This window comes from Streptomyces sp. NPDC091292 (assembly GCF_044757265.1).
GTDB lineage: Bacteria > Actinomycetota > Actinomycetes > Streptomycetales > Streptomycetaceae > Streptomyces.
The window spans coordinates 1-18,973 of sequence record NZ_JBIVUQ010000008.1 but is presented as its reverse complement, the minus strand read 5'-3'; the positions used below and the strand labels follow the sequence as shown (position 1 = coordinate 18,973).

Sequence of the window (18,973 nt, the reverse complement as noted above, 5' to 3'; positions counted from 1 at the left end):
CTCCGACCCCTGACCCACGGCCCGCACCCCCATCGACCGGGGTACGGGCCGCAGGCCCTCGCGCGCGTGCCGCACGGGCGGGTTCCACGCGCGCGTGCTGAACGGCCGCCGGGGCGACCCCTGACGCGGTTCCCGGCCTCGCCGACTCACTCCTCGTCCCCTCCGCGTCAGCTCTCGCCCCAGCTGCCCGTTGCCTCAGTCCTCGGCCTCCTCCCAGCCGAAGCTCTTCTCCACCGCCTTGCGCCAGTTGTGGTATTCGCGGTCCCGCGCGCGTGGCTCCATCGCGGGTGTCCACTCGGCGTCCTTCCGCCAGTGCGCCTTGAGCTGGTCCAGGTCGTTCCAGACCCCCGTCGCCAGCCCGGCCGCATAGGCGGCGCCCAGGCATGTCGTCTCGGAGACCCGGGGCCGGATGACGGGTACGCCGAGAACGTCCGCCTGGTGCTGCATCAGCAGATTGTTGCCGGTCATCCCACCGTCGACCTTGAGCGTCGTGATCCGCACCCCGGAGTCCTGGTACATGGCGTCCACTACCTCCCGGGTCTGCCAGCTCGTCGCCTCCAGGACGGCGCGCGCCAGATGCGCCTTGGTGACGTACCGCGTGAGCCCGGTGACCACCCCGCGCGCGTCGGAGCGCCAGTACGGCGCGTACAGGCCGGAGAACGCCGGCACGATGTACGCGCCGCCGTTGTCGTCGACGCTCGCCGCCAGTGTCTCGATCTCGTCGGCGGACCGGATGATGCCGAGCTGGTCGCGGAACCACTGCACCAGGGCGCCGGTGATGGCGATGGACCCTTCGAGACAGTAGACGGGCGCATCCCCGCCGATCTTGTACCCCATGGTGGTGAGCAGGCCGCTCTTCGACGGCACGGGACGGTTACCGGTGTTGAGGAGCAGGAAACTGCCGGTGCCGTACGTGTTCTTGGCCGTCCCCGTGTCGTAGCACGCCTGACCGAACACGGCGGCCTGCTGATCGCCGAGCGCCGACGCGACGGGCACCCCGGCCAACGGGCCGACGGCCGTCCCGTACACCTCGGCGGACGACCTGATCTCCGGCAGGACGGCCTCGGGCACGTTCATCGCGGAGAGGATGGACGCGTCCCACTGAAGGGTCTCCAGGTTCATCAGCATGGTCCGTCCGGCGTTGGTCACATCGGTGACATGCACGCCGCCATCGATGCCGCCGGTGAGGTTCCAGATCAGCCAGGAGTCGATCGTGCCGAAGGCGATGTCACCGCGCTCGGCGCGGGTCCGCAGACCGGGGACGTTGTCCAGGAGCCAGGCCGCCTTGGGGCCCGAGAAGTAGCTCGCGAGCGGCAGCCCAGTCTGCTCACGGAAGCGGTCCTGCCCGTCCGCGCCGCCGAGTTCCGTGCACAGGGCGGCCGTACGGGTGTCCTGCCAGACAATCGCGTTGTGTACGGGTTTACCTGTCGCGCGGTCCCAAAGGACTGTCGTTTCGCGCTGGTTGGTGATGCCGAGCGCGCTCAGCTCGTCGGCGCGCAGCCCTGCCTTGGCGAGGGCTCCCGCCACGACGGCCTGCACCTTGGACCAGATCTCGGTGGCGTCGTGCTCGACCCATCCGGGCTTCGGAAAGATCTGGCGGTGCTCACGCTGGTCGACGGCGACCATGGCGCCGTCCTGGTCGAAGATGATGCAGCGGCTCGACGTGGTGCCCTGGTCGATGGCGGCGACGTACTTCACGGAGCTGTCGGGCATGGCTGGATCCCTTCCTCGGAAGCTGCGGTCAGAACGCTGCGTTGTAGACGACCCCCGCGATGGCCCCGCCGATCAGCGGCCCGACCACCGGGACCCACGCGTAACTCCAGTCGGACGTGCCTTTGTTCGGGATCGGCAGCAAGGTGTGGACGATGCGCGGCCCCAGGTCACGCGCGGGGTTGATGGCGTAGCCGGTGGGCCCGCCGAGCGAGAGCCCGATACCGACGACCAGCAGCGACACGATGAGGATCTGCGTGCCCGACTCGCCGAGACCCTTGGTCATCCCGAAGGCGAGGATCGGCAGGACCAGGGCGACCGTGGCGATGACCTCGGTGAGCAGGTTCGCGGCCGGGTTACGGATCTCGGGGATCGTCGAGAAGATGCCGAGCGTCGGCGTCGGCCCGTCCGTGTCGCCGTCCCGCCCCGTGTTGGCGTTGAACTGGGCGAGATACACGAGATACGCGAGGACGGCGCCGATCATCGCGCCGACCATCTGGCCCAGCAGATACACCCAGACCTTGTCCCAGACACCCGTGTCGACGGCGATGCCGAGGGTGACCGCCGGGTTGAGATGGCCGCCGGACAGCGGTGCGGCCGTGTACGCCCCGGCCAGCACGCCGAAGCCCCAGCCGAACGCGATGACGACCCATCCCGAGTGTCTTGCCTTGGAGTGTTTGAGGGTGACGGCGGCGCACACGCCGGCCCCGAAGAGAATCAGGATCGCGGTGCCGATGACTTCGCCGAGAAATATGTCTCCGTTGCTCATGGCGGCTCCTATGCCCTGGCGCGGAACGAATCGCTCCGCGCCTCTGTGCAGGGTGCGTTTCCCATGGCTGGTTCGGGTGGCGCCGGTCGTCGCGACGTCACGTCGGCCGAAAGACGGGAAGTCCCGCGTCCCGTGCCCCGTCCGGCGTCCGCGACGAGCGTGCCCTGGCAGCCGGATCGCCTGTCGCCCGTGGGAGTACGGCCCCGGCCTGGTGGTGCACGGCAAGGAGAGGGCCCGACGTCCCGGTGGGGCCCGCGCGGCGATGAGCCGAAGTGCGGCGATGCCGACTGACACGGGAAGTGTTCACCGGCGCTGAGGGACCGTCAAGGTCGCGGACATGACCCGCTGACCGATACCGGCGGCTCCTGTTCCGCTTCATCGCGGACACGCCGACGGCGGAGGCTCACCCTCCGGTCGCACACCCCGCCCCGGCAGCCGCCGCCCCTGACCCGCGCCGGATCTCGTGCCCCGGCAGATCCGCGTGCCCCAGTACCCAACTCGTCCCCCGCAGCGCCTTCGCGGCCCGCTTCAGAGGCGCGAGACAGGCCGCCGCCTGCCGGTGGTCCCGTACGGTTCCAGGCCCGCACAGTACGGTCGCCAGGGAGACGGTCACCGCGCGGCCACCGGCCGACCAGGGCACGTCCAGGATTTCGGCGGCCAGCGGATCCAATGCCTCCGGATCGGCCAGGACCAGGAAGTCGTCCCCTCCGATGTGCCCCACGCGCGTAGAGCCCGACGCGGTCCCCTGCAGGACGTGTCCGACCTGACGGATGAGGTCGTCGCCGGCGGCGAAACCGGCGCCGTCGTTGACCTGCTTGAACCCGTCGACATCCAGCCAACTCAAGCTGAACGCACGCCCGTCCGCGATGCGGCGGTCCACCTCGGCGGTGACCGCGTCGGTACCGGGCAGCCGGGTCAGCGGATTGAGACGTACGGCCTCCTCGACCCTGCTCTCGGCCAGCGCCCTGACGAGGTCGGTGAGGCGTACGACACCGACACAGCGCCCCATCCGGTCGACGACGGCCACGTCCTCGCCGCTGCGGCTGTGCTCGCCGTCCGCGACGACGTCGAGCACCTCCCACGCGGTCGCGTCGACGCCCACCGTGCGCGGTACGTCCCCCAGGCGCTCGGCGGGCCGGTCCGCGTACAGGGCGTGCCCGTAACGTCCGGACAGGGACAGCAGGAAGCGGTCCCGGTGCACCGACCGCACGGGCACGCCGTCGGGGTCGACCAGGAGCACCCCGGAGACATCGGGGGAGCCGGTCAGCAGGGCCCGTACGTGCCCTGCGCGGGCCGTCACGGGCAGCAGCGGGGCTGGGCGCAGGAATTCCCGTACGGAGGGCCCCGAGGGGCCTGGTGGGGCGTTCCGCGCGATCTGCGGCGGGAAGTACACCTCGGCCGACGGCAGGCGCGCGGGCGGCCCGAAAAGATCGCCCTGTGCCAACTGCGCGCCCGCCTCGCGCGTGGCGGCGCACTGCACCTCGGTCTCGATGCCCTCGACGGCGAGCAGCGCCCCCAGATGCTCCGTCAGCGTCCTCATCGCCCGCACGGCCGACCCGCGCGTCAGCAGGGACGCGTCCAGCTTGATGATGTCCGGTGCGAGATCGGTGAGCAGCCGCACGGGTACGTCGCCGTCCCCGACGCCGTCCGCGGACACCCGGAAACCGTCCGTACGCAGGGCCGTGACGCCCTCCAGGAGCGCCCGGTGCGGCACATGCGTGAACGGAGGACACAGATCCACCGTCACCTCCCAGGGCAGCCGTCCGGCGTCCCGTACGGCCTGCCGCAGGGCGCCGAGCCCGCCGAGGTCGGCGAGGGTCCCGGCGAACACGTTGACGTGCAGCGGCAGCAGCGTCCCGCGGTGCGCGGCGGCGCGGATCGCGAACGCGGCGAGACCCCCGTCGAGTTCGGCGTCACGACGCGCCTCGGCGAGGATGTCACCGGCTTCGGGCCGGGCGAGTATCTCCACGGCCACCACGCTTCCGGTCGTCAGGTTGACGACCGGCTGGAAGGCGAAGCGAAGGGTCTCGGACCACGAGCGCACGAAAGCATGATGCTGCGACAGGAGTGCGCCCAAGGGCAGTTCACGCGCTGTTCACGCAGGATTCGAGGCCGGTCACGGAGCGTTGCGCCGGGCGGGGGATGCCGACCGTCGATCACCGCACCGCGATCACCGAAGACCCGTGTCCGAACAGCCCCTGGTTCGCGGTGATCCCGACCCGCGCACCCTCGATCTGCCGCTCGCCCGCGTCCCCGCGCAGCTGCCAGGTCAGCTCGCAGACCTGCGCGATGGCCTGCGCGGGCACGGCCTCCCCGAACGACGCCAGCCCGCCGCTCGCGTTGACCGGTATGCGCCCGCCCGGGGCCGTCGCGCCGTCCCGCAGCAGCTTGGCACCCTCGCCCTCGGCGCAGAGCCCGAGATCCTCGTACCACTGCAACTCCAGCGCGGTCGACAGGTCGTACACCTCCGCCAGCGACAGCTCCTCCGGGCCGATGCCCGCCTCCTCGTACGCGGCGCGCGCGATGGACGCGCGGAACGTCTCGGGCTCGGTGCCGGGGTCCACGCCGGCCGCCGAGTCGGTCGCGATGTCGGGCAGGTCCAGGACGGTCTTCGGATAGCGCGGTGTCACGGTCGAGACGGCGCGGATCCGGACCGGGTCGGCGACGCCGTGCCGCCGCGCGAAGTCCACGCTCGTCAGCAGCAGCGCCGCCGCGCCGTCCGACGTGGCACAGATGTCGAGCAGCCGCAGCGGATCGGCGACCACCGCGGACGCGGCGACCTCGTCGACGGTCACACGCTTGCGGTAACGGGCGTACGGATTGCGCGCTCCCGCCGCCGCGTTCTTCACCTTGACCTGCGCGAAGTCGTCGAGCGTGTCGCCGTGCACGGCCATGCGCCTGCGCGCGTACAGCCCGAAATACGTCGGGTTGGTCGCGCCGAGCACCCGGAACCGCAGCCAGTCCGGGTCGTCTGGGCGGTCCCCGCCCGCCGGGCGGAAGAACCCCTTCGGCGCGGCGTCGGCGCCGACGACGAGCACGGTCTCGGCCAGCCCGGCGAGGATCTGCGCCCGCGCGGCCTGGACGGCCTGCGCGCCGGACGCGCACGCCGCGTAGACGCTGGAGACCCGGGCGCCCTGCCAGCCCAGCGCCTTGGCGAACGTGGCCCCCGCGACATAGCCCGGATAGCCGCCCCTGACCGTGTCGGCACCGACGATCGCGTCCACGTCCGGCCAGTCGACACCGGCGTCCGCGAGCGCCGCGCGCGCGGCCACCGTGCCGTACTGGACGAAGCTGCGGCCCCACTTCCCCCACGGGTGCATGCCCGCGCCGAGCACCGCCACATCCGCCGTCATGCCGTCACCCCCGTCGGCCGCCAGTTCCATGTCGTCCGCGTCGTCCGCGTCCTCAAGGTGGGCCCCGCTTCGTCGCCGCTCTCGTCGAGCACGCCGGGGACCACCTCCACCTCCATGCCCACCGCCAGATCACCGACGGTGATCCCCTCGGCCGCCTGCCCGAGCACGATCATCCGCTCGGCCGCCAGCTCCACAGCGATCAACGTGTACGGCTCCCACGGAAGTTCCGGGTCCGAGACGTACGGCGCGGGCGGTCGGTAGCGGCTGTCCGTGTACGACCAGATCCGGCCGCGCCGCGACAGCGGGACCTCGGCGAGTTCCCCACCGGGGCAGTGCGGGTTGCGGCAGAAGACGTCCTCGCGCGGGAAGAACACGGACCGGCAGCCCGAACAGCGCGTGCCCAAGAGCCGGAAGTCGTCTCCTTCCCCCGTGAACCAATCGGCCACCACGGGTGTGCGTGTACGTGCCACGGTCCCCTCCCCAATCGGATCTGACGGAACGTCAGAAGTGTGCCATGGGCCGCCGTACTTCGGCAGGGGAGGGGCGCCCCGGGGTCCGGGAGAACCACGGAAGCCCGAACTGCGTCCCGAGTTAGCGGTGAGGGTGGCCGGGGCCGACGGGGGTGGTTCCGGCCACCCTTCACTGCTCGATCCACTGCTCAGTTCGCCGCGCGCCCACCGGCCAGCGAACGGCGTGTGATGGGGAAGTCGAAATAGGTGTCGGGGAACAGCTCCGGCTTGTACGTGAAGTGCCACCACTCCTCCGGCAGGTTCACGAATCCCTGCCGGGACAGGACGTCACGCAACCGGTCACGATGGGCGCGCTGAGAGCCGGTGATCCGGGGATCGTCGGTATGGGACAGCGTGTCGAAACAGTCGAACCCGGTGCCCATGTCGACCGAGTTGTCCGGGAACCGCTGATCGTGCGGCCCGTAGCAGGGCGTGAGCCGTTCACCCGGGACGTACGCGCGCGTGGGCAGCGCCGGCAGCTTCACGACGGTGAGGTCGACCGTCGAACCGCGACTGTGCCCTGACTTCTCCGCGATGTAGCCGTCCGCGAACAGACGCGTCTTGTCGACGAGGGGGTAGAACTCGGCTTTCATCCGCTGGTCGTCGAGGTCCTTGGCCCACCGCACGAAGTGGTCGACGGCGCGCTGCGGGCGGTAGCAGTCGTACACCTTGAGGGAGTAGCCCTGGCGCAGCAGTGCGCGCTGGGCTGTGCGCAGTGCCCGCGCGGCCGGCTCGGTCAGGATGCACATCGGCGCGCGGTAGCCGTCGATCGGCTCTCCCACGAAGTTGTGCGGCGTGATGTACCTGATCTCCTGGATGATCGTCGGATCGACGTCCCGCAGCGCCACGAACTGCGGCGGCGCCTTGGGCTCGGCACCCTCCCGCGCGGGTGCCGCGGTAGCGGATGTTCCGGTGGCCGCGAAGGCGAGCAGCGCGGCACCGACGACGGCCGGCTTCCAGGGGGCCGTACGCGAAATCAGGGTCCGGCGGGAGCGGAAGAGGTTCCTGAGGCGGGCGAATCGTGTCATGCCCCCTCCATCTACCAGTCCCGAGGGCAACGGCGGAAGACGCACCCCTGGTGATCGGATACAGTCCGCGACGTGTCCGCATCCCAGCACCCATCCGCCAACGCCGCACCGGACTCGCACTGTTCGAGTTGCGGGGCCCGCTACGGGACCGACGGGACCGAGGTCTCCGGCTGGCCCAGGACCTGCGCGGCCTGCGGCAGCGTGGCGTACCGTAATCCGCTGCCCGTCGCCGTGGCCCTCCAACCCGTGTACGACACACAGGGCACGGCCCTGGTCGTGATCACCCGAACCATCGCTCCCGCGCGCGGGGGTGTCGCCCTGCCCGGCGGCTTCGTCGACCACCACGAGGACTGGCGGCACGCCGTCGTGCGGGAGCTGAAGGAGGAGACGGGGATCGACGCGGCGAGCCGCGACGTGCGCCTCGTCGATGCCATGAGTTCACCGGACGGGCATCTGCTGCTGTTCGCCGCCCTGCCGGAGCGCCCCGTGGCCGATCTGCCGCCGTCCGCCGCCACCGACGAGACGGAGGGCTGGCAGCTCCTGCGGCGCCCGGCCGAACTCGCCTTCCCCCTGCACACGTTGGCGGTCCGTGCCTGGTTCGAGGGGCGCTACCTCTGACGCCGAGGGACGCCACCCCGGAAGTGACGCACTCGCGCGCGTGAGGGCGCGTCCCGTCACTTCCCCCGCACCCGCACCGCGTACCCCGGCTCGCCGCCGCCCTCCCGCCGCACCACGACCGTGTCACCCTCGCGGTGCGACGTGAACCGCTCGATGTCGGGCTCGTCCCAGCCGTCGTCCGTGTCGGCGACCACCAGCCCCCCACCCGTGCGCCCGCGCGCGGGTGCCCACACCTCAAGCTCAAGCTCCCCGTCCCGGCCCCGGACAGGCACCACGGCACCGGCACGCGCCAGTACGGGGATCCGGGACAGCGGCGCGTCCACCAGGACCTGCCCGGGGCCCTCGTACGCCTCCTCGGTCACGACGTCGTACCAGCGGCCCCGGGGCAGCCGTACGGCGCGCCGGTCCGTGCCGTGCTCCAGGACGGGCGCGACCAGGAGCGCGTCCCCGAGCAGGAACGCGTCCTCGCACGCGCGCAGCGCCCGGTCCTCCGGAGTGCCCCACCACAGGGGACGCACATAGGGCGCCCCCGTACGCCGCGCCAGATGCGCCAGAGTCATGAAGTACGGCAACAGCCGTCTGCGTTCGACGAGCGCCACGCGCGCGTGCTCCAGGACATCGGCCCCGAACTCCCACGGCTCCCGACGCCCCGCGCGCAGCGCCGCATGGGTGCGGAACAGCGGCAGAAAGGCACCCAGTTGGAACCACCGCAGATACAGCTCGGGAGAGGGGCTGCCGGTGAACCCGCCCACATCGGGGCCCGAGTACGGCACTCCGCACAGACCCAGGCCCAGCACCAGCGACAGTGAGGCACGCAGTCCGGGCCAGCCCGTCGCCACGTCCCCCGACCACGTGCCCCCGTAGCGGTGCATCCCCGCCCAGCCGGACCGTGAGAACAGGAAGGGTCGCTCGTCGGGCCGCAGCCTGCGCAGCCCCTCGTACCCGGCCTGCGCCATCGTCAGGCCGTACACGTTGTGGGCCTCCCGGTGGTCGCCGCCCCGGCCCTCCAGCGCGTGCCGTGCCGACCGGGGGAGGGTCGTGTCGCCGAACGCCGCGAAGGACACCGGCTCGTTCATGTCGTGCCAGAAACCGGCGAACCCCTGCGCCAGCCGCTCCTCGTAGAAATCGCCCCACCACGCGCGCACGCGCGGGTCGGTGAAGTCCGGATAGACCGACTCGCCCGGCCAGACCAGACCCCGCACCCGCCGCCCGGAGGCGTCCCGTACGAAGGCGTCGGCGGCCCGTCCGGAGTCGAACACCGCGTTGCCCGGCTCGGCCTTCACCGCCGGATCCACGATCGACACCAGCCGCACCCCGTCGGCACGCAGCTCCCGCGCGAGCCCCGGCAGCCCGGGGAACCGCTCCCGGTCGACGGTGAACACCTGATGCGCGTCCAGGTGGTCGATGTCCAGATGCACCGCGTCCAGCGGCAGCCCGCGCTCCCGGTATCCGGCGACGATTCGCCGCACCTCCTGCGTGCTGCCGAAGCCCCAGCGCGCGTGATGGTGCCCCAGCGCCCACGCGGGCGGCAGTGCCGGCGCCCCGGTGAGCGACGCCCAGACGTGCAGCACGCGCGCGGGAGTGCCCAGAACGACCCAGCAGCGCAGCGGCCCGCCCTCGGCGCGCAGCTCGGACATCCCGGCCCTGTCGTGCCCCGAACCCGCCCCTTCCTCGCCCTCCCGCAGCGTCACCGAGGCATCCCACGTGGTGTCGTGGAAGACGAGATGCGTGCCCACGTCGGACACCACCATCTGGACCGGCATCGTGATGTACAGCGGGTCGTCACCGGGCTCGAAGGCACCGCCCGGATCGGTGTTCCACAGCCGGTACGTACCGTTTCGCAGCCGGGGCCCCGCCGCGCGCCCGCCGAGGCCGAAGAAACGGGCGTCCGCCGCGACCTCCGCGCGCTGCACCCAGCGCGCCTGGCCGCCGCCCACCGGCTCCCACCAGCGCGGCGGCAGCTCCTTGCGGAGCACCACCCCGCCGGGCGTACAGACCTCCACGGCGCCGTGCCGGGACACGACGACGGTGACCCGCTCCGACACGACCCGCCAGCCGCCGTCCTTGTCCGGCTCCAGGACGGCCCGTGGATCGGCCTCGGGGCTCGTTCCGGACAGCGCGTACGAGGGCTCGGGCGCGGCGCCGTCCCAGCCCCAGAACACCGCACCGGTCGTCATCACGGTGATCCGCAGCTCGGAGCGCGTGAACCGGACCACGCCCCCGCCGGGACCCGGCTCGACCCCCGTCACGGAACCGGGCACCCGCGCCCGCTCGGCACCGCGCGCGGGGAGCCCCACCGCGTCCGTCCGCCTGCGTCGCCACGCCGCCCGTACCGTCCGCAACCCCTGCGCCGGACCCACCAAACCGACCGCCTTCACCGAACGCACCAGGTCACGACCGTCCATGCTGCCCCACCCTGCCATCGACCACGCCGGTCACGTGTGTCGTTCAACTTCCGTTCACCCGTGGTGGCAGCACATCTTCACGACGCGGACTATGTGCGGCGTGCCCTGGTGCACCAGTCGATCACATGGCATCGTCCGTGTCAGTCGCGTCGCGCGCACGCACAGCACGTTCAGCACGCCCAGTACGTTCAGCACGTGCGCGACGGACGCACACGACGCGCACAGTACGGGAGCCGCCCCCATGTCCTCAGCGAACCCTTCGCCGCTCTGGCAGCCCGGCCGGGACGCCATCGACCGCGCGCGGATCACCCGTTTCCAGACCTGGGCGTCCGAGCGGTACGGCGCCCCCGCGGACGGCGGGTACGCGGCCCTGCACCGCTGGTCCGTGGACGAACTGGACACGTTCTGGAAGGCCGTCGCCGACTGGTTCGACGTACGGTTCTCGACGTCCTACGCGCGCGTGCTGGGCGACCGCGCCATGCCGGGCGCCGAGTGGTTCCCCGGGGCGACCCTCAACTACGCCGAGCACGCTCTGCGCGCGGCGGACGAGTGCCCCGACGAACCGGCGATCCTGTACGTCGACGAGGTGCACGAGCCGACCGAGGTCACCTGGGCCGAGCTGCGCCGCCAGGTCGCCTCGCTCGCCGCCGAACTGCGAGCCCTCGGCGTCCGCCCGGGGGACCGGGTGAGCGGCTACCTCCCGAACATCCCGCAGGCTGTCGTCGCCCTCCTCGCCACGGCCGCCGTGGGCGCCGTCTGGACCTCCTGCGCCCCCGACTTCGGCGCCCGCAGCGTCCTCGACCGCTTCCAGCAGGTCGAGCCCGTCGTCCTGTTCACCGTCGACGGATACCGCTACGGCGGCAAGGAGCACGACCGCCGCGAGACCGTCGCCGAGCTGCGCGCCGAACTGCCCACCCTGCGCGCGGTGGTGCACATCCCGCTCCTGGGCACCCCCGCCCCCGAGGGCACCTTGGAGTGGTCCGCGCTCACCGCGGGCGGCGGCGACCCGATCTTCGAGCAGGTGCCCTTCGACCACCCCCTCTGGGTGCTGTACTCGTCGGGCACGACCGGTCTGCCCAAGGCGATCGTCCAGTCCCAGGGCGGCATCCTCCTGGAGCACTACAAACAGCTCGGCCTGCACTGCGACCTGGGGCCCGGAGACCGGTTCTTCTGGTACACGTCCACCGGCTGGATGATGTGGAACTTCCTCGTCTCCGGCCTGCTCACGGGCACCACGATCGTCCTGTACGACGGCAGCCCCGGCTATCCGGACACCGGCGCCCAGTGGCGCGTCGCCGAACGCACCGGGGCGACCCTGTACGGCACCTCGGCCGCGTACGTCATGGCCTGCCGCAAGGCCGAGGTACACCCGGCACGCGACTTCGACCTCAGCCGCGTCAAGTGCGTCGCGACCACGGGCTCGCCGCTGCCGCCGGACGGATTCCGCTGGCTGCACGACGAGTTCGCGCAGAACGGCATCGACCTGTGGATCGCGTCCGTCAGCGGCGGCACCGACGTGTGCTCCTGTTTCGCCGGCGCCGTACCGACCCTGCCCGTGTACATCGGCGAACTCCAGGCCGCCTGCCTGGGCACCGACCTCCAGGCATGGGATCCCCAGGGGAAGCCCGTCATCGACGAGGTCGGTGAACTCGTCGTCACCAACCCGATGCCGTCCATGCCGATCCGCTTCTGGAACGACCCCGACGGTCACCGCTACCACGACAGCTACTTCGACACGTATCCCGGAGTGTGGCGCCACGGCGACTGGATCACCGTCACCGCGCGCGGGTCGGTCATCATCCACGGCCGCTCCGACTCGACCCTCAACCGGCAGGGCGTCCGCATGGGTTCCGCCGACATCTACGAAGCGGTCGAACGGCTCCCGGAGATCAAGGAATCCCTCGTCATCGGTGTCGAACAGCCCGACGGCGGGTACTGGATGCCGCTCTTCGTCCACCTCGCCCCCGGCGCCGCACTGGACGACGGCCTCCGGGCCCGTATCAAGGCGACCATCCGCGAACAGCTCTCACCGCGTCACGTGCCCGACGAGGTCATCGAGGTCCCCGGGATCCCGCACACCCTCACCGGCAAGCGCATCGAAGTCCCCGTGAAACGCCTCCTCCAGGGCACCCCGATGGACAAGGCCGTGAACATCGGTTCCGTCGACAATGTCGAACTGCTCCGGTTCTACGAGGAACTGGCCCGCGAGCGCGCCTGATCAACCGCCGTAGGTGGCCTCGGACTCGCTCAGGACGGCGGCGAAGTCCGAGGCCAGCCGCGCCCCGTCGGCCGGCAGGAGCGACGCGGTGCTGATCCGCACCCCGGGCCCCGTCGCGATCCGGAACCGGGCCCCGGCCGCGACCCACCACCCGTACGACCGCAACCCGTTGACGACCGCCGACTCGTCCGCGACCGGCACCCACACGTTCATGCCGCTCACCCCGTGCGCCGCGATCCCGTGCCGCGCGAGCCCGTCGAGCAGTGCCAGCCGCCGTTCCCGGTACGCGACTTCCGCCCTGCCGATCAGTACGCGCGCGTGGTCGTCGGCGTACAGCGCGAGAACCGTCTCCTGCAGCAGATGGCTCACCCACCCCGAGGTGAGCAGCATGCGCCCGTCGTGCCGGGCCTGTGTCGTCGCGTCGCACGCCGCCGCGGCCCACCGCAGGTCGGTGCCCAGGGACTTGCTGGCGGTCCGCACATGCACCCATCGGGACAGGCCACCCGACGTGAGCGTACGCAAGGGCGCCCCGCTGACCTCGGCCGCGTGGTCGTTCTCCACGGCCAGCACGTCCGGCGCGTCCCGGAGCACGGCGACGAGAGCGTCCCGCCGGGCCGCCGAGAACGTCCCGCCGTAGGGGTTCTGCGCGCGCGGGCTGTACACGACCGCCCGTGCACCGGCCCGCAGCGCCTCCCTGAGCGCCTCGGGCCGCATCCCCTCGTCGTCGACCAGGACCGGCACCGTGCGCAGCCCCAACGCCGTCACCAGGTCGAGCAGATGGTGATATCCGGGGTCCTCCATGGCGACCGCGTCCCCGGGGCGCAGCTCCACGGAGAGCAGCCGCCCGATCATGTCCAGGGCCCCGTGCGCGAAGATCACATGCCGTACCGGCACGTCATCGCGCGCGAGACGTTGTCCGACAGCGCTCTCCAGGGCCGCGATACGAGGCGTCGCCCGGTGCGAGCGGGGACCGGCCCGGAACGGCCGGGGCGGCATCAGATCGGGCAGCAGCGCGGGATCGGGGTGACCGCCCGCCAGGTCCCGTACCCCGTCCGGCACCTTCGGCGGACGCCGTGACGCCACCGACGGCGCGGGCGCGACGACAGTACCGCCCCTCCCGCGCGTGATGACGATGCCGCGCTGCCGCAACTCCTTGTAAGCGGTCGCGACGGTGCCTGGACTCACCTCCAGCTCGTCGGCGAGCCTGCGCACCGGGGGCAGCGCCGTGCCGGGCGCCAAGACGCCTTCGGCCACCGCCTGTTCGACGGACACGGAAATACCCCTGGCCGTCGTTCCACTGATCCCATATTGTGTTGCCACGTACAAAATTATGTATCAATACATAAGAGGACGCAAGTGACGCAAGCAGGGGGGAACGGTGAACCTCGTCCGCCGAGCAACCGCGTGGACAGCACGCGTCCCGGGAGGCGCCGACGGGCGCCGGATGCTGGGCATCGCCCTTGTCGACCGTGTCGGAAGCGGCCTCTGGGCAGCCGTCTCCGTCCTGTACTTCACCTTCGTCACCGACCTCACCGTCGCCGAGGTCGGCACCCTAGTCGCCGTCTCAGGAGCCATCGGCATCGCCGGAGCGCCCCTCGGCGGACGCCTCGCCGACCGACTGCCCCTCACGCGCGTACTCATCGCCCTCCAGATCCTGCGCGCCCTCGGCTCCCTCGCCCTCCTCACCACCCACAACTACGCACTCCTGCTGCTCTTCGCAGCCGTCAGCAGCCTCGGCGACCGCTCCGCGAACGTCATCACCCGGCTCTACGCCACCCGCGTCGCCGGACCCGAACGCGTCCGCTACCAAGCCGTCCAACGCACCGTCGCCAACGCCGGCTGGGCCATCGGAGGCCTCACCGCCGCCGCGGCTCTGGCGCTCGGCCCCGCCGCCTACCCCTGGCTCCTCATCGGCGACGCCCTCTCCTTCGTCGGTGCGGCAGCCCTCACCGCCCGTTGCGGCGAACCCCCGTCGCCCTCACGCGTGGTCACCGCGTCCGAAAACCCCGCCCCCACCACCAAACCGGCCACCCCATGGCGGGACCGCACCTACCTCGCCTACGTAGCCACCGACACCGTCCTCTACCTCGACGACGCCGCCTTCCGGGTCGGCCTGCCCCTGTGGATCGTCCACGCCACCGAGGCCCCACACGGCCTCGCACCCCTCCTCATGGTGCTCAACAACGTCCTGGTCGTCGCCCTCCAGGTCCCCATGGCCCGCTTCGGCGCCACCACCCACGCGGCCCGCGCACTCCTGCTTCCCCTGTCGATGATCTTCGTCTCGGCAGGCGTCGCCATGGCCTTCTCGGCCACAGGCGGACCCACACTCGCCGTCGTCTGCCTGACCCTGGCCGCCGCGGCCTTCACTCTTGCCGAGATCATCCACGCCACCATCTCGTGGGAACTCTCCATAGCCCTCGCCCCGGACCACGCCCAGGGTGCCTACCTCGGCGCCCACGGACTCGCCCAATCCGTGCAGCGCAGCGCCGGCCCCCTCGCCGTCACCGCCGCCATCGCCACCGGCCCCGTCGGCTGGACCGTCTTCGGCGCGACCGTCGCCGCCACCGGCCTCCTCCAGCACCGCCTTGTCCGCCGACGACTGCCCCGACCGGCGTTGTCAGTGCCACCGGTTACGGTGAGTGAGCATTGATCGACCGCACGCACAGGGGGAAACATGGCGCACACACAGCGCAAGACGACCATGCGGCAGGTTCTGCGCCGCGAAATCGCCGGAACCATCGGCCTGTTGGCCGACGAGGCGGACTTCACGGCCATGCGGCGCTACCGCAGCTTCACCTTCGACAACCACCGGACCTATCTGCGCCAGGTGGAAGCCCTCCTCCGAACACGGGCAGCCGAGGGCCGCCACACGGCCATCGCCCTCTTCAGCCCCGAGGAGTACGAGGAGTACTGCGCCGACATCGGCCTGGACCCCGACACCCCGGACAGCCGCACCCGCTTCACCGCCGAACTCGCCACCACTGGCCCCACCGTGCCCTACGACGGCCAACCGCTCTCCGACCTGGTCCCGGACCTGATCGACGAGGCGGTCCGCCAGGCGACCTGGGAGTACGCGACGAAGGTGCTCGCCCGCATCGGAGCCTGCGCCTCCTGCGGCGAGGACATCGGCAGGGCCGCCTTCGCCCGCGCCTCCGACCTCGTCCTGCGCATCCTGCACGCCGCGAAACCCGGCGCACACCACCTCGTCTGCAGCATCACGGCCCCGTCGGAAACACTCCTGGCCGTACTCAACGCAGCGAGCGACAGCACCTGTATCACCGCCCTTGACCAGACCGAGGCCCTGGAATTCGCGACCGTCCTCGCCGTCGGATTCGCTACCGACAACTCCGGCGGTCTCGTCATGCGCACCAGCAGGACCGGACAGCCCGACCGCGTCCAGGGCTGGCGCATCCGGGGCGACGGCCTCGAACCCCTCACCGCGGGCGAGGTCTTCGACGCCTACTGCACCGACGCCGAATCCGGCGACCTGGTCTCCCCGGAATCCGGCGTGGACTACTGCGCACCACCCGACCTCGGCCCCGACACAGGAGGACACGCCCACTGACACACGAGGGGCGCCCCACCCGAAGGCGGAGCGCCCCTCACACCACTCGTCGGTGCCTACTCGCCGGACAGCACCGCCTGCGCCGCGGACCGCGCCTCATCGGCGGTGTCCGTCGCACGCGCCGCAGCCGCGGCCCGCTCGCACTGCGCCAGCGTGTACTTGCCCAGCGTCGAGCGCACATACGGAATAGACGCCGCCCCCATGGACAAGGAGGTCACCCCGAGCCCCGTCAGCACACAGGCCAACAGTGGATCCGACGCCGCCTCACCGCACACGCCACAGCTCTTGCCCTCGGCCTTCGCCGCCTCGGCGGACAGCGCGACCAGGTCGAGGAGCGCCGGCTGCCACGGATCCTGAAGCCGGGACACCGCACCCACCTGACGGTCCGCGGCGAACGCGTACTGCGCCAGGTCGTTCGTCCCCAGCGACAGGAACTCGACCTCCTGAAGGATCGACCGCGCCCGCAGCGCGGCCGACGGGATCTCCACCATCGCGCCGAACTTCGCCTTCAGCCCCGCCGCACGACACGCGTCGGCGAACGCCTTCGCATCGATCCGGTCGGCCACCATCGGCGCCATGACTTCCAGATACACCGGAAGCCCCTCGGACGCCTTGGCCAGCGCGGTCAACTGCGTACGCAGCACTTCCGGGTGGTCGAGCAGCGACCGCAGCCCCCGCACACCCAGCGCCGGGTTCGGCTCATCGGCAGGCGTCAGGAAGTCCAGCGGCTTGTCCGCACCGGCGTCCAGCACCCGCACGACGACCCGCCCCTCCGGGAACGCCTCCAGAACCTGCCGGTACGCCTCGACCTGCTTCTCCTCGGACGGCGCCTTCGTGCTGTCGTCCAGGAACAAGAACTCGGTACGGAACAGACCGACACCCTCGGCACCCGCCTCCACCGCGGCCGGGACATCAGCGGGACCGCCGACGTTCGCCAGCAACGGCACCTTGTGCCCGTCGGACGTCGCGCCCGGACCCGTGGACGCGGTGAGCGCCGCCTTGCGCTCGGCCGCCGCCGCCTCCATCTCCGCCCGCTTCTCCGCACTCGGCTCGACGAAGATCTCGCCCGTGCTCCCGTCGACAGCGATCACCGTGCCTTCGGCCAGCTCGCCGGCGCCCGGCAGCGCCACCACGGCGGGGACCCCGAGCGCCCGCGCCAGAATCGCGCTGTGACTGGTCGGTCCACCCTCCTCGGTGACAAAACCGAGCACGAGCGTCGGGTCGAGCAGCGCCGTGTCCGCAGGAGCGAGATCCCGGGCGATGAGGACATACGGCTCGTCGCTGTCCGGCACACCCGGCATCGGAACCCCGAGCAGCCGCGCGACGATACGATTCCGCACGTCATCGAGGTCCGCCACACGCCCGGCCAGATACTCACCGGCTCCCGCGAGCAGAGCACGGTACGAGGCGAACGCGTCGTAGACCGCACGCTCGGCCGTACTGCCGACCGCGATACGCCGCTCGACGTCCGCCATCAGCTCGGGGTCCTGAGCCATGAGCGACTGCGCTTCGAGCACCGCCTGGGCCTCACCCCCGGCGAGATTGCCGCGTGCCATCAGGTCGGCCGCCACAGCGTCGACGGCCTGGCGGGCGCGCCCCTGCTCGCGCTCCGCCTCTTCCGCCGGAATCTGCTTCGCCGGCGGTTCGAGCACCGCCGTCCCCATGTGCCGAACCTCGCCGATCGCCACACCGTGGCTCACGCCGACGCCTCGCAGCGTTGTCTCCATCTCACCGTCTCCGATAGTGCGGCGGGCCACCCGCCGCGGTGGTTGTCTACCTGCCGCCCACCGGCGGCACCGACGTCACTGCCAGCTGAAGAGCGCGTCCCCGGCCTTCACTTCGCCGTCCGAGACCACGTCGCCGAGCGAGTCGGGAGTCGCTTCCAGCGCCACCACGGGGCACACCGGGGACTTGCCCGCCTCTTCGACGGCAACAGGGTTCCAGCGCACCACGGCCTGGCCGCGCTGCACGGTGTCGCCCTTGTTCACGAGCAGCTCGAAGCCCTCACCGTTGAGCTGCACCGTGTCGATGCCGAGGTGCGTCAGCACTCCGTGCCCCTCGTCGTCGACCACGACGAAGGCGTGCGGGTGAAGGGAGACGACGACACCGGAGACAGGAGAAACGGCCTCGGAAGGCTCACGCACGGGGTCGATCGCCGTACCGGGACCGACCATCGCGCCGGAGAACACCGGGTCCGGCACAGCGGCGAGCCCGATGGCGCGGCCGGCAAGAGGAGATGTCACGCTGGTCATGTGTAGGCCTCCCAGGGGTGGAGATGCGTCCACGCCGTCACCACCTGTCCTGAGACGACGCACTGTTCAGCAGACTAAGTCATGAAAAGTCCCGGTTCCGCACGAAGGTCCCGGTTGGTAGACGTAGGGGCGCCGCACAAACGATTTGCGCCCGCCGTGACGGCCCCTGTAGAGTCGTACCCCTGCCTGAGGCCAAGACGCACCAAGCGTCCGAGTTCGGCAGCACTTATCACGTCAGATTCTATCGCTGGGTCGGCTTCTGCATGTCTGCGGGGGCCGTGGTCAGAGAGTGGAAAAAGACCTGCTAAGGTTTGGAAACACCGAAGGGAAGCCCGGAGGAAAGCCGCAGAGAGTGTTCTGGGGTGAGTACAAAGGAAGTGTCCGTTCCTTGAGAACTCAACAGCGTGCTAAAAGTCAACGCCAGATATGTTGATACCCCGTCTCCGACCAATCTGGTCGGGGCGAGGTTCCTTTGAAGAAAAAACACAGCGAGGACGTTGTGGACTGTCGGATTATTCCTCCGGTGGTCCCGCTCTCGTGCGTGTC

14 protein-coding genes are annotated in these 18,973 nt (G+C 71.0%); 4 read left to right on the top strand and 10 right to left on the bottom strand.

The features are described from left to right. Positions 1 to 195: 195 nt before the first annotated feature. The 6 genes from glpK to ACIQNU_RS22285 form a co-directional block, all read right to left on the bottom strand. Positions 196 to 1,713, bottom strand: coding sequence for a glycerol kinase GlpK (glpK, locus tag ACIQNU_RS22310; RefSeq protein WP_401369081.1), 1,518 nt, complete (start codon positions 1,711 to 1,713; stop codon positions 196 to 198). Positions 1,714 to 1,741: 28 nt separating this feature from the next. Beyond that, entirely contained in the window at positions 1,742 to 2,479 is a 738-nt protein-coding gene (locus ACIQNU_RS22305) for an MIP/aquaporin family protein (protein WP_401369078.1), read from the bottom strand. A gap of 403 nt (positions 2,480 to 2,882) precedes the next feature. Then, on the bottom strand, positions 2,883 to 4,523 hold the full coding sequence (locus tag ACIQNU_RS22300) for an EAL domain-containing protein (protein WP_401369075.1): 1,641 nt from the start codon (positions 4,521 to 4,523) through the stop codon (positions 2,883 to 2,885). 112 nt (positions 4,524 to 4,635) lie between these two features. Beyond that, on the bottom strand, positions 4,636 to 5,832 hold the full coding sequence (locus ACIQNU_RS22295) for a lipid-transfer protein (protein WP_401369896.1): 1,197 nt from the start codon (positions 5,830 to 5,832) through the stop codon (positions 4,636 to 4,638). Further along, complete coding sequence (locus tag ACIQNU_RS22290; protein ID WP_401369893.1) at positions 5,829 to 6,281, bottom strand: Zn-ribbon domain-containing OB-fold protein; 453 nt, start codon at positions 6,279 to 6,281, stop codon at positions 5,829 to 5,831. The genes ACIQNU_RS22295 and ACIQNU_RS22290 overlap by 4 nt, the downstream gene beginning before the upstream one ends. Before the next feature lie 209 nt (positions 6,282 to 6,490). After that, complete coding sequence (locus ACIQNU_RS22285; protein WP_401369072.1) at positions 6,491 to 7,369, bottom strand: M15 family metallopeptidase; 879 nt, start codon at positions 7,367 to 7,369, stop codon at positions 6,491 to 6,493. A gap of 72 nt (positions 7,370 to 7,441) precedes the next feature. Between ACIQNU_RS22285 and ACIQNU_RS22280 the strand changes: the two genes are divergently transcribed. Beyond that, positions 7,442 to 7,987, top strand: a complete 546-nt coding sequence (locus tag ACIQNU_RS22280; protein WP_401369069.1) for an NUDIX domain-containing protein — start codon at positions 7,442 to 7,444, stop codon at positions 7,985 to 7,987. A gap of 56 nt (positions 7,988 to 8,043) precedes the next feature. On the opposite strand, the gene ACIQNU_RS22275 is transcribed toward ACIQNU_RS22280, so the two are convergent. Continuing rightward, positions 8,044 to 10,392, bottom strand: a complete 2,349-nt coding sequence (locus tag ACIQNU_RS22275; protein ID WP_401369066.1) for a glycoside hydrolase family 31 protein — start codon at positions 10,390 to 10,392, stop codon at positions 8,044 to 8,046. Between the two features lie 241 nt (positions 10,393 to 10,633). Here ACIQNU_RS22275 and ACIQNU_RS22270 point away from each other — a divergent pair, with 241 nt between their 5' ends. Continuing rightward, positions 10,634 to 12,610, top strand: coding sequence for an acetoacetate--CoA ligase (locus tag ACIQNU_RS22270; protein WP_401369064.1), 1,977 nt, complete (start codon positions 10,634 to 10,636; stop codon positions 12,608 to 12,610). On the opposite strand, the gene ACIQNU_RS22265 is transcribed toward ACIQNU_RS22270, so the two are convergent. Beyond that, positions 12,611 to 13,882, bottom strand: coding sequence for an aminotransferase class I/II-fold pyridoxal phosphate-dependent enzyme (locus ACIQNU_RS22265; RefSeq protein WP_401369062.1), 1,272 nt, complete (start codon positions 13,880 to 13,882; stop codon positions 12,611 to 12,613). It abuts the gene before it with no gap. 106 nt (positions 13,883 to 13,988) lie between these two features. Here ACIQNU_RS22265 and ACIQNU_RS22260 point away from each other — a divergent pair, with 106 nt between their 5' ends. Together ACIQNU_RS22260 and ACIQNU_RS22255 are read left to right on the top strand one after the other, a co-directional pair. Further along, positions 13,989 to 15,260: an MFS transporter gene (locus ACIQNU_RS22260; protein ID WP_401369059.1), complete on the top strand. Its 1,272-nt coding sequence runs from the start codon at positions 13,989 to 13,991 to the stop codon at positions 15,258 to 15,260. Positions 15,261 to 15,284: 24 nt separating this feature from the next. After that, on the top strand, positions 15,285 to 16,175 hold the full coding sequence (locus ACIQNU_RS22255; protein WP_401369056.1) for a hypothetical protein: 891 nt from the start codon (positions 15,285 to 15,287) through the stop codon (positions 16,173 to 16,175). 56 nt (positions 16,176 to 16,231) lie between these two features. Here the strand turns inward: ACIQNU_RS22255 and ptsP are convergent, their stop codons facing one another. Next, positions 16,232 to 17,902, bottom strand: a complete 1,671-nt coding sequence (gene ptsP, locus ACIQNU_RS22250) for a phosphoenolpyruvate--protein phosphotransferase (protein ID WP_401369053.1) — start codon at positions 17,900 to 17,902, stop codon at positions 16,232 to 16,234. 75 nt (positions 17,903 to 17,977) lie between these two features. Beyond that, positions 17,978 to 18,427 (bottom strand): PTS glucose transporter subunit IIA, encoded by a 450-nt coding sequence (locus ACIQNU_RS22245; protein WP_401369051.1) that lies wholly within the window; start codon positions 18,425 to 18,427, stop codon positions 17,978 to 17,980. Between the last annotated feature and the right edge of the window lie 546 nt (positions 18,428 to 18,973).

Coding starts and splice junctions, on each gene's coding strand:
- ptsP (WP_401369053.1), bottom strand. CDS start 17,902: ATGGAGACAACGCTGCGAGGCGTCGGCGTGAGCCACGGTGTGGCGATC.
- ACIQNU_RS22245 (WP_401369051.1), bottom strand. CDS start 18,427: ATGACCAGCGTGACATCTCCTCTTGCCGGCCGCGCCATCGGGCTCGCC.
- ACIQNU_RS22305 (WP_401369078.1), bottom strand. CDS start 2,479: ATGAGCAACGGAGACATATTTCTCGGCGAAGTCATCGGCACCGCGATC.
- ACIQNU_RS22275 (WP_401369066.1), bottom strand. CDS start 10,392: ATGGACGGTCGTGACCTGGTGCGTTCGGTGAAGGCGGTCGGTTTGGTG.
- ACIQNU_RS22255 (WP_401369056.1), top strand. CDS start 15,285: ATGGCGCACACACAGCGCAAGACGACCATGCGGCAGGTTCTGCGCCGC.
- ACIQNU_RS22295 (WP_401369896.1), bottom strand. CDS start 5,832: ATGACGGCGGATGTGGCGGTGCTCGGCGCGGGCATGCACCCGTGGGGG.
- glpK (WP_401369081.1), bottom strand. CDS start 1,713: ATGCCCGACAGCTCCGTGAAGTACGTCGCCGCCATCGACCAGGGCACC.
- ACIQNU_RS22285 (WP_401369072.1), bottom strand. CDS start 7,369: ATGACACGATTCGCCCGCCTCAGGAACCTCTTCCGCTCCCGCCGGACC.
- ACIQNU_RS22270 (WP_401369064.1), top strand. CDS start 10,634: ATGTCCTCAGCGAACCCTTCGCCGCTCTGGCAGCCCGGCCGGGACGCC.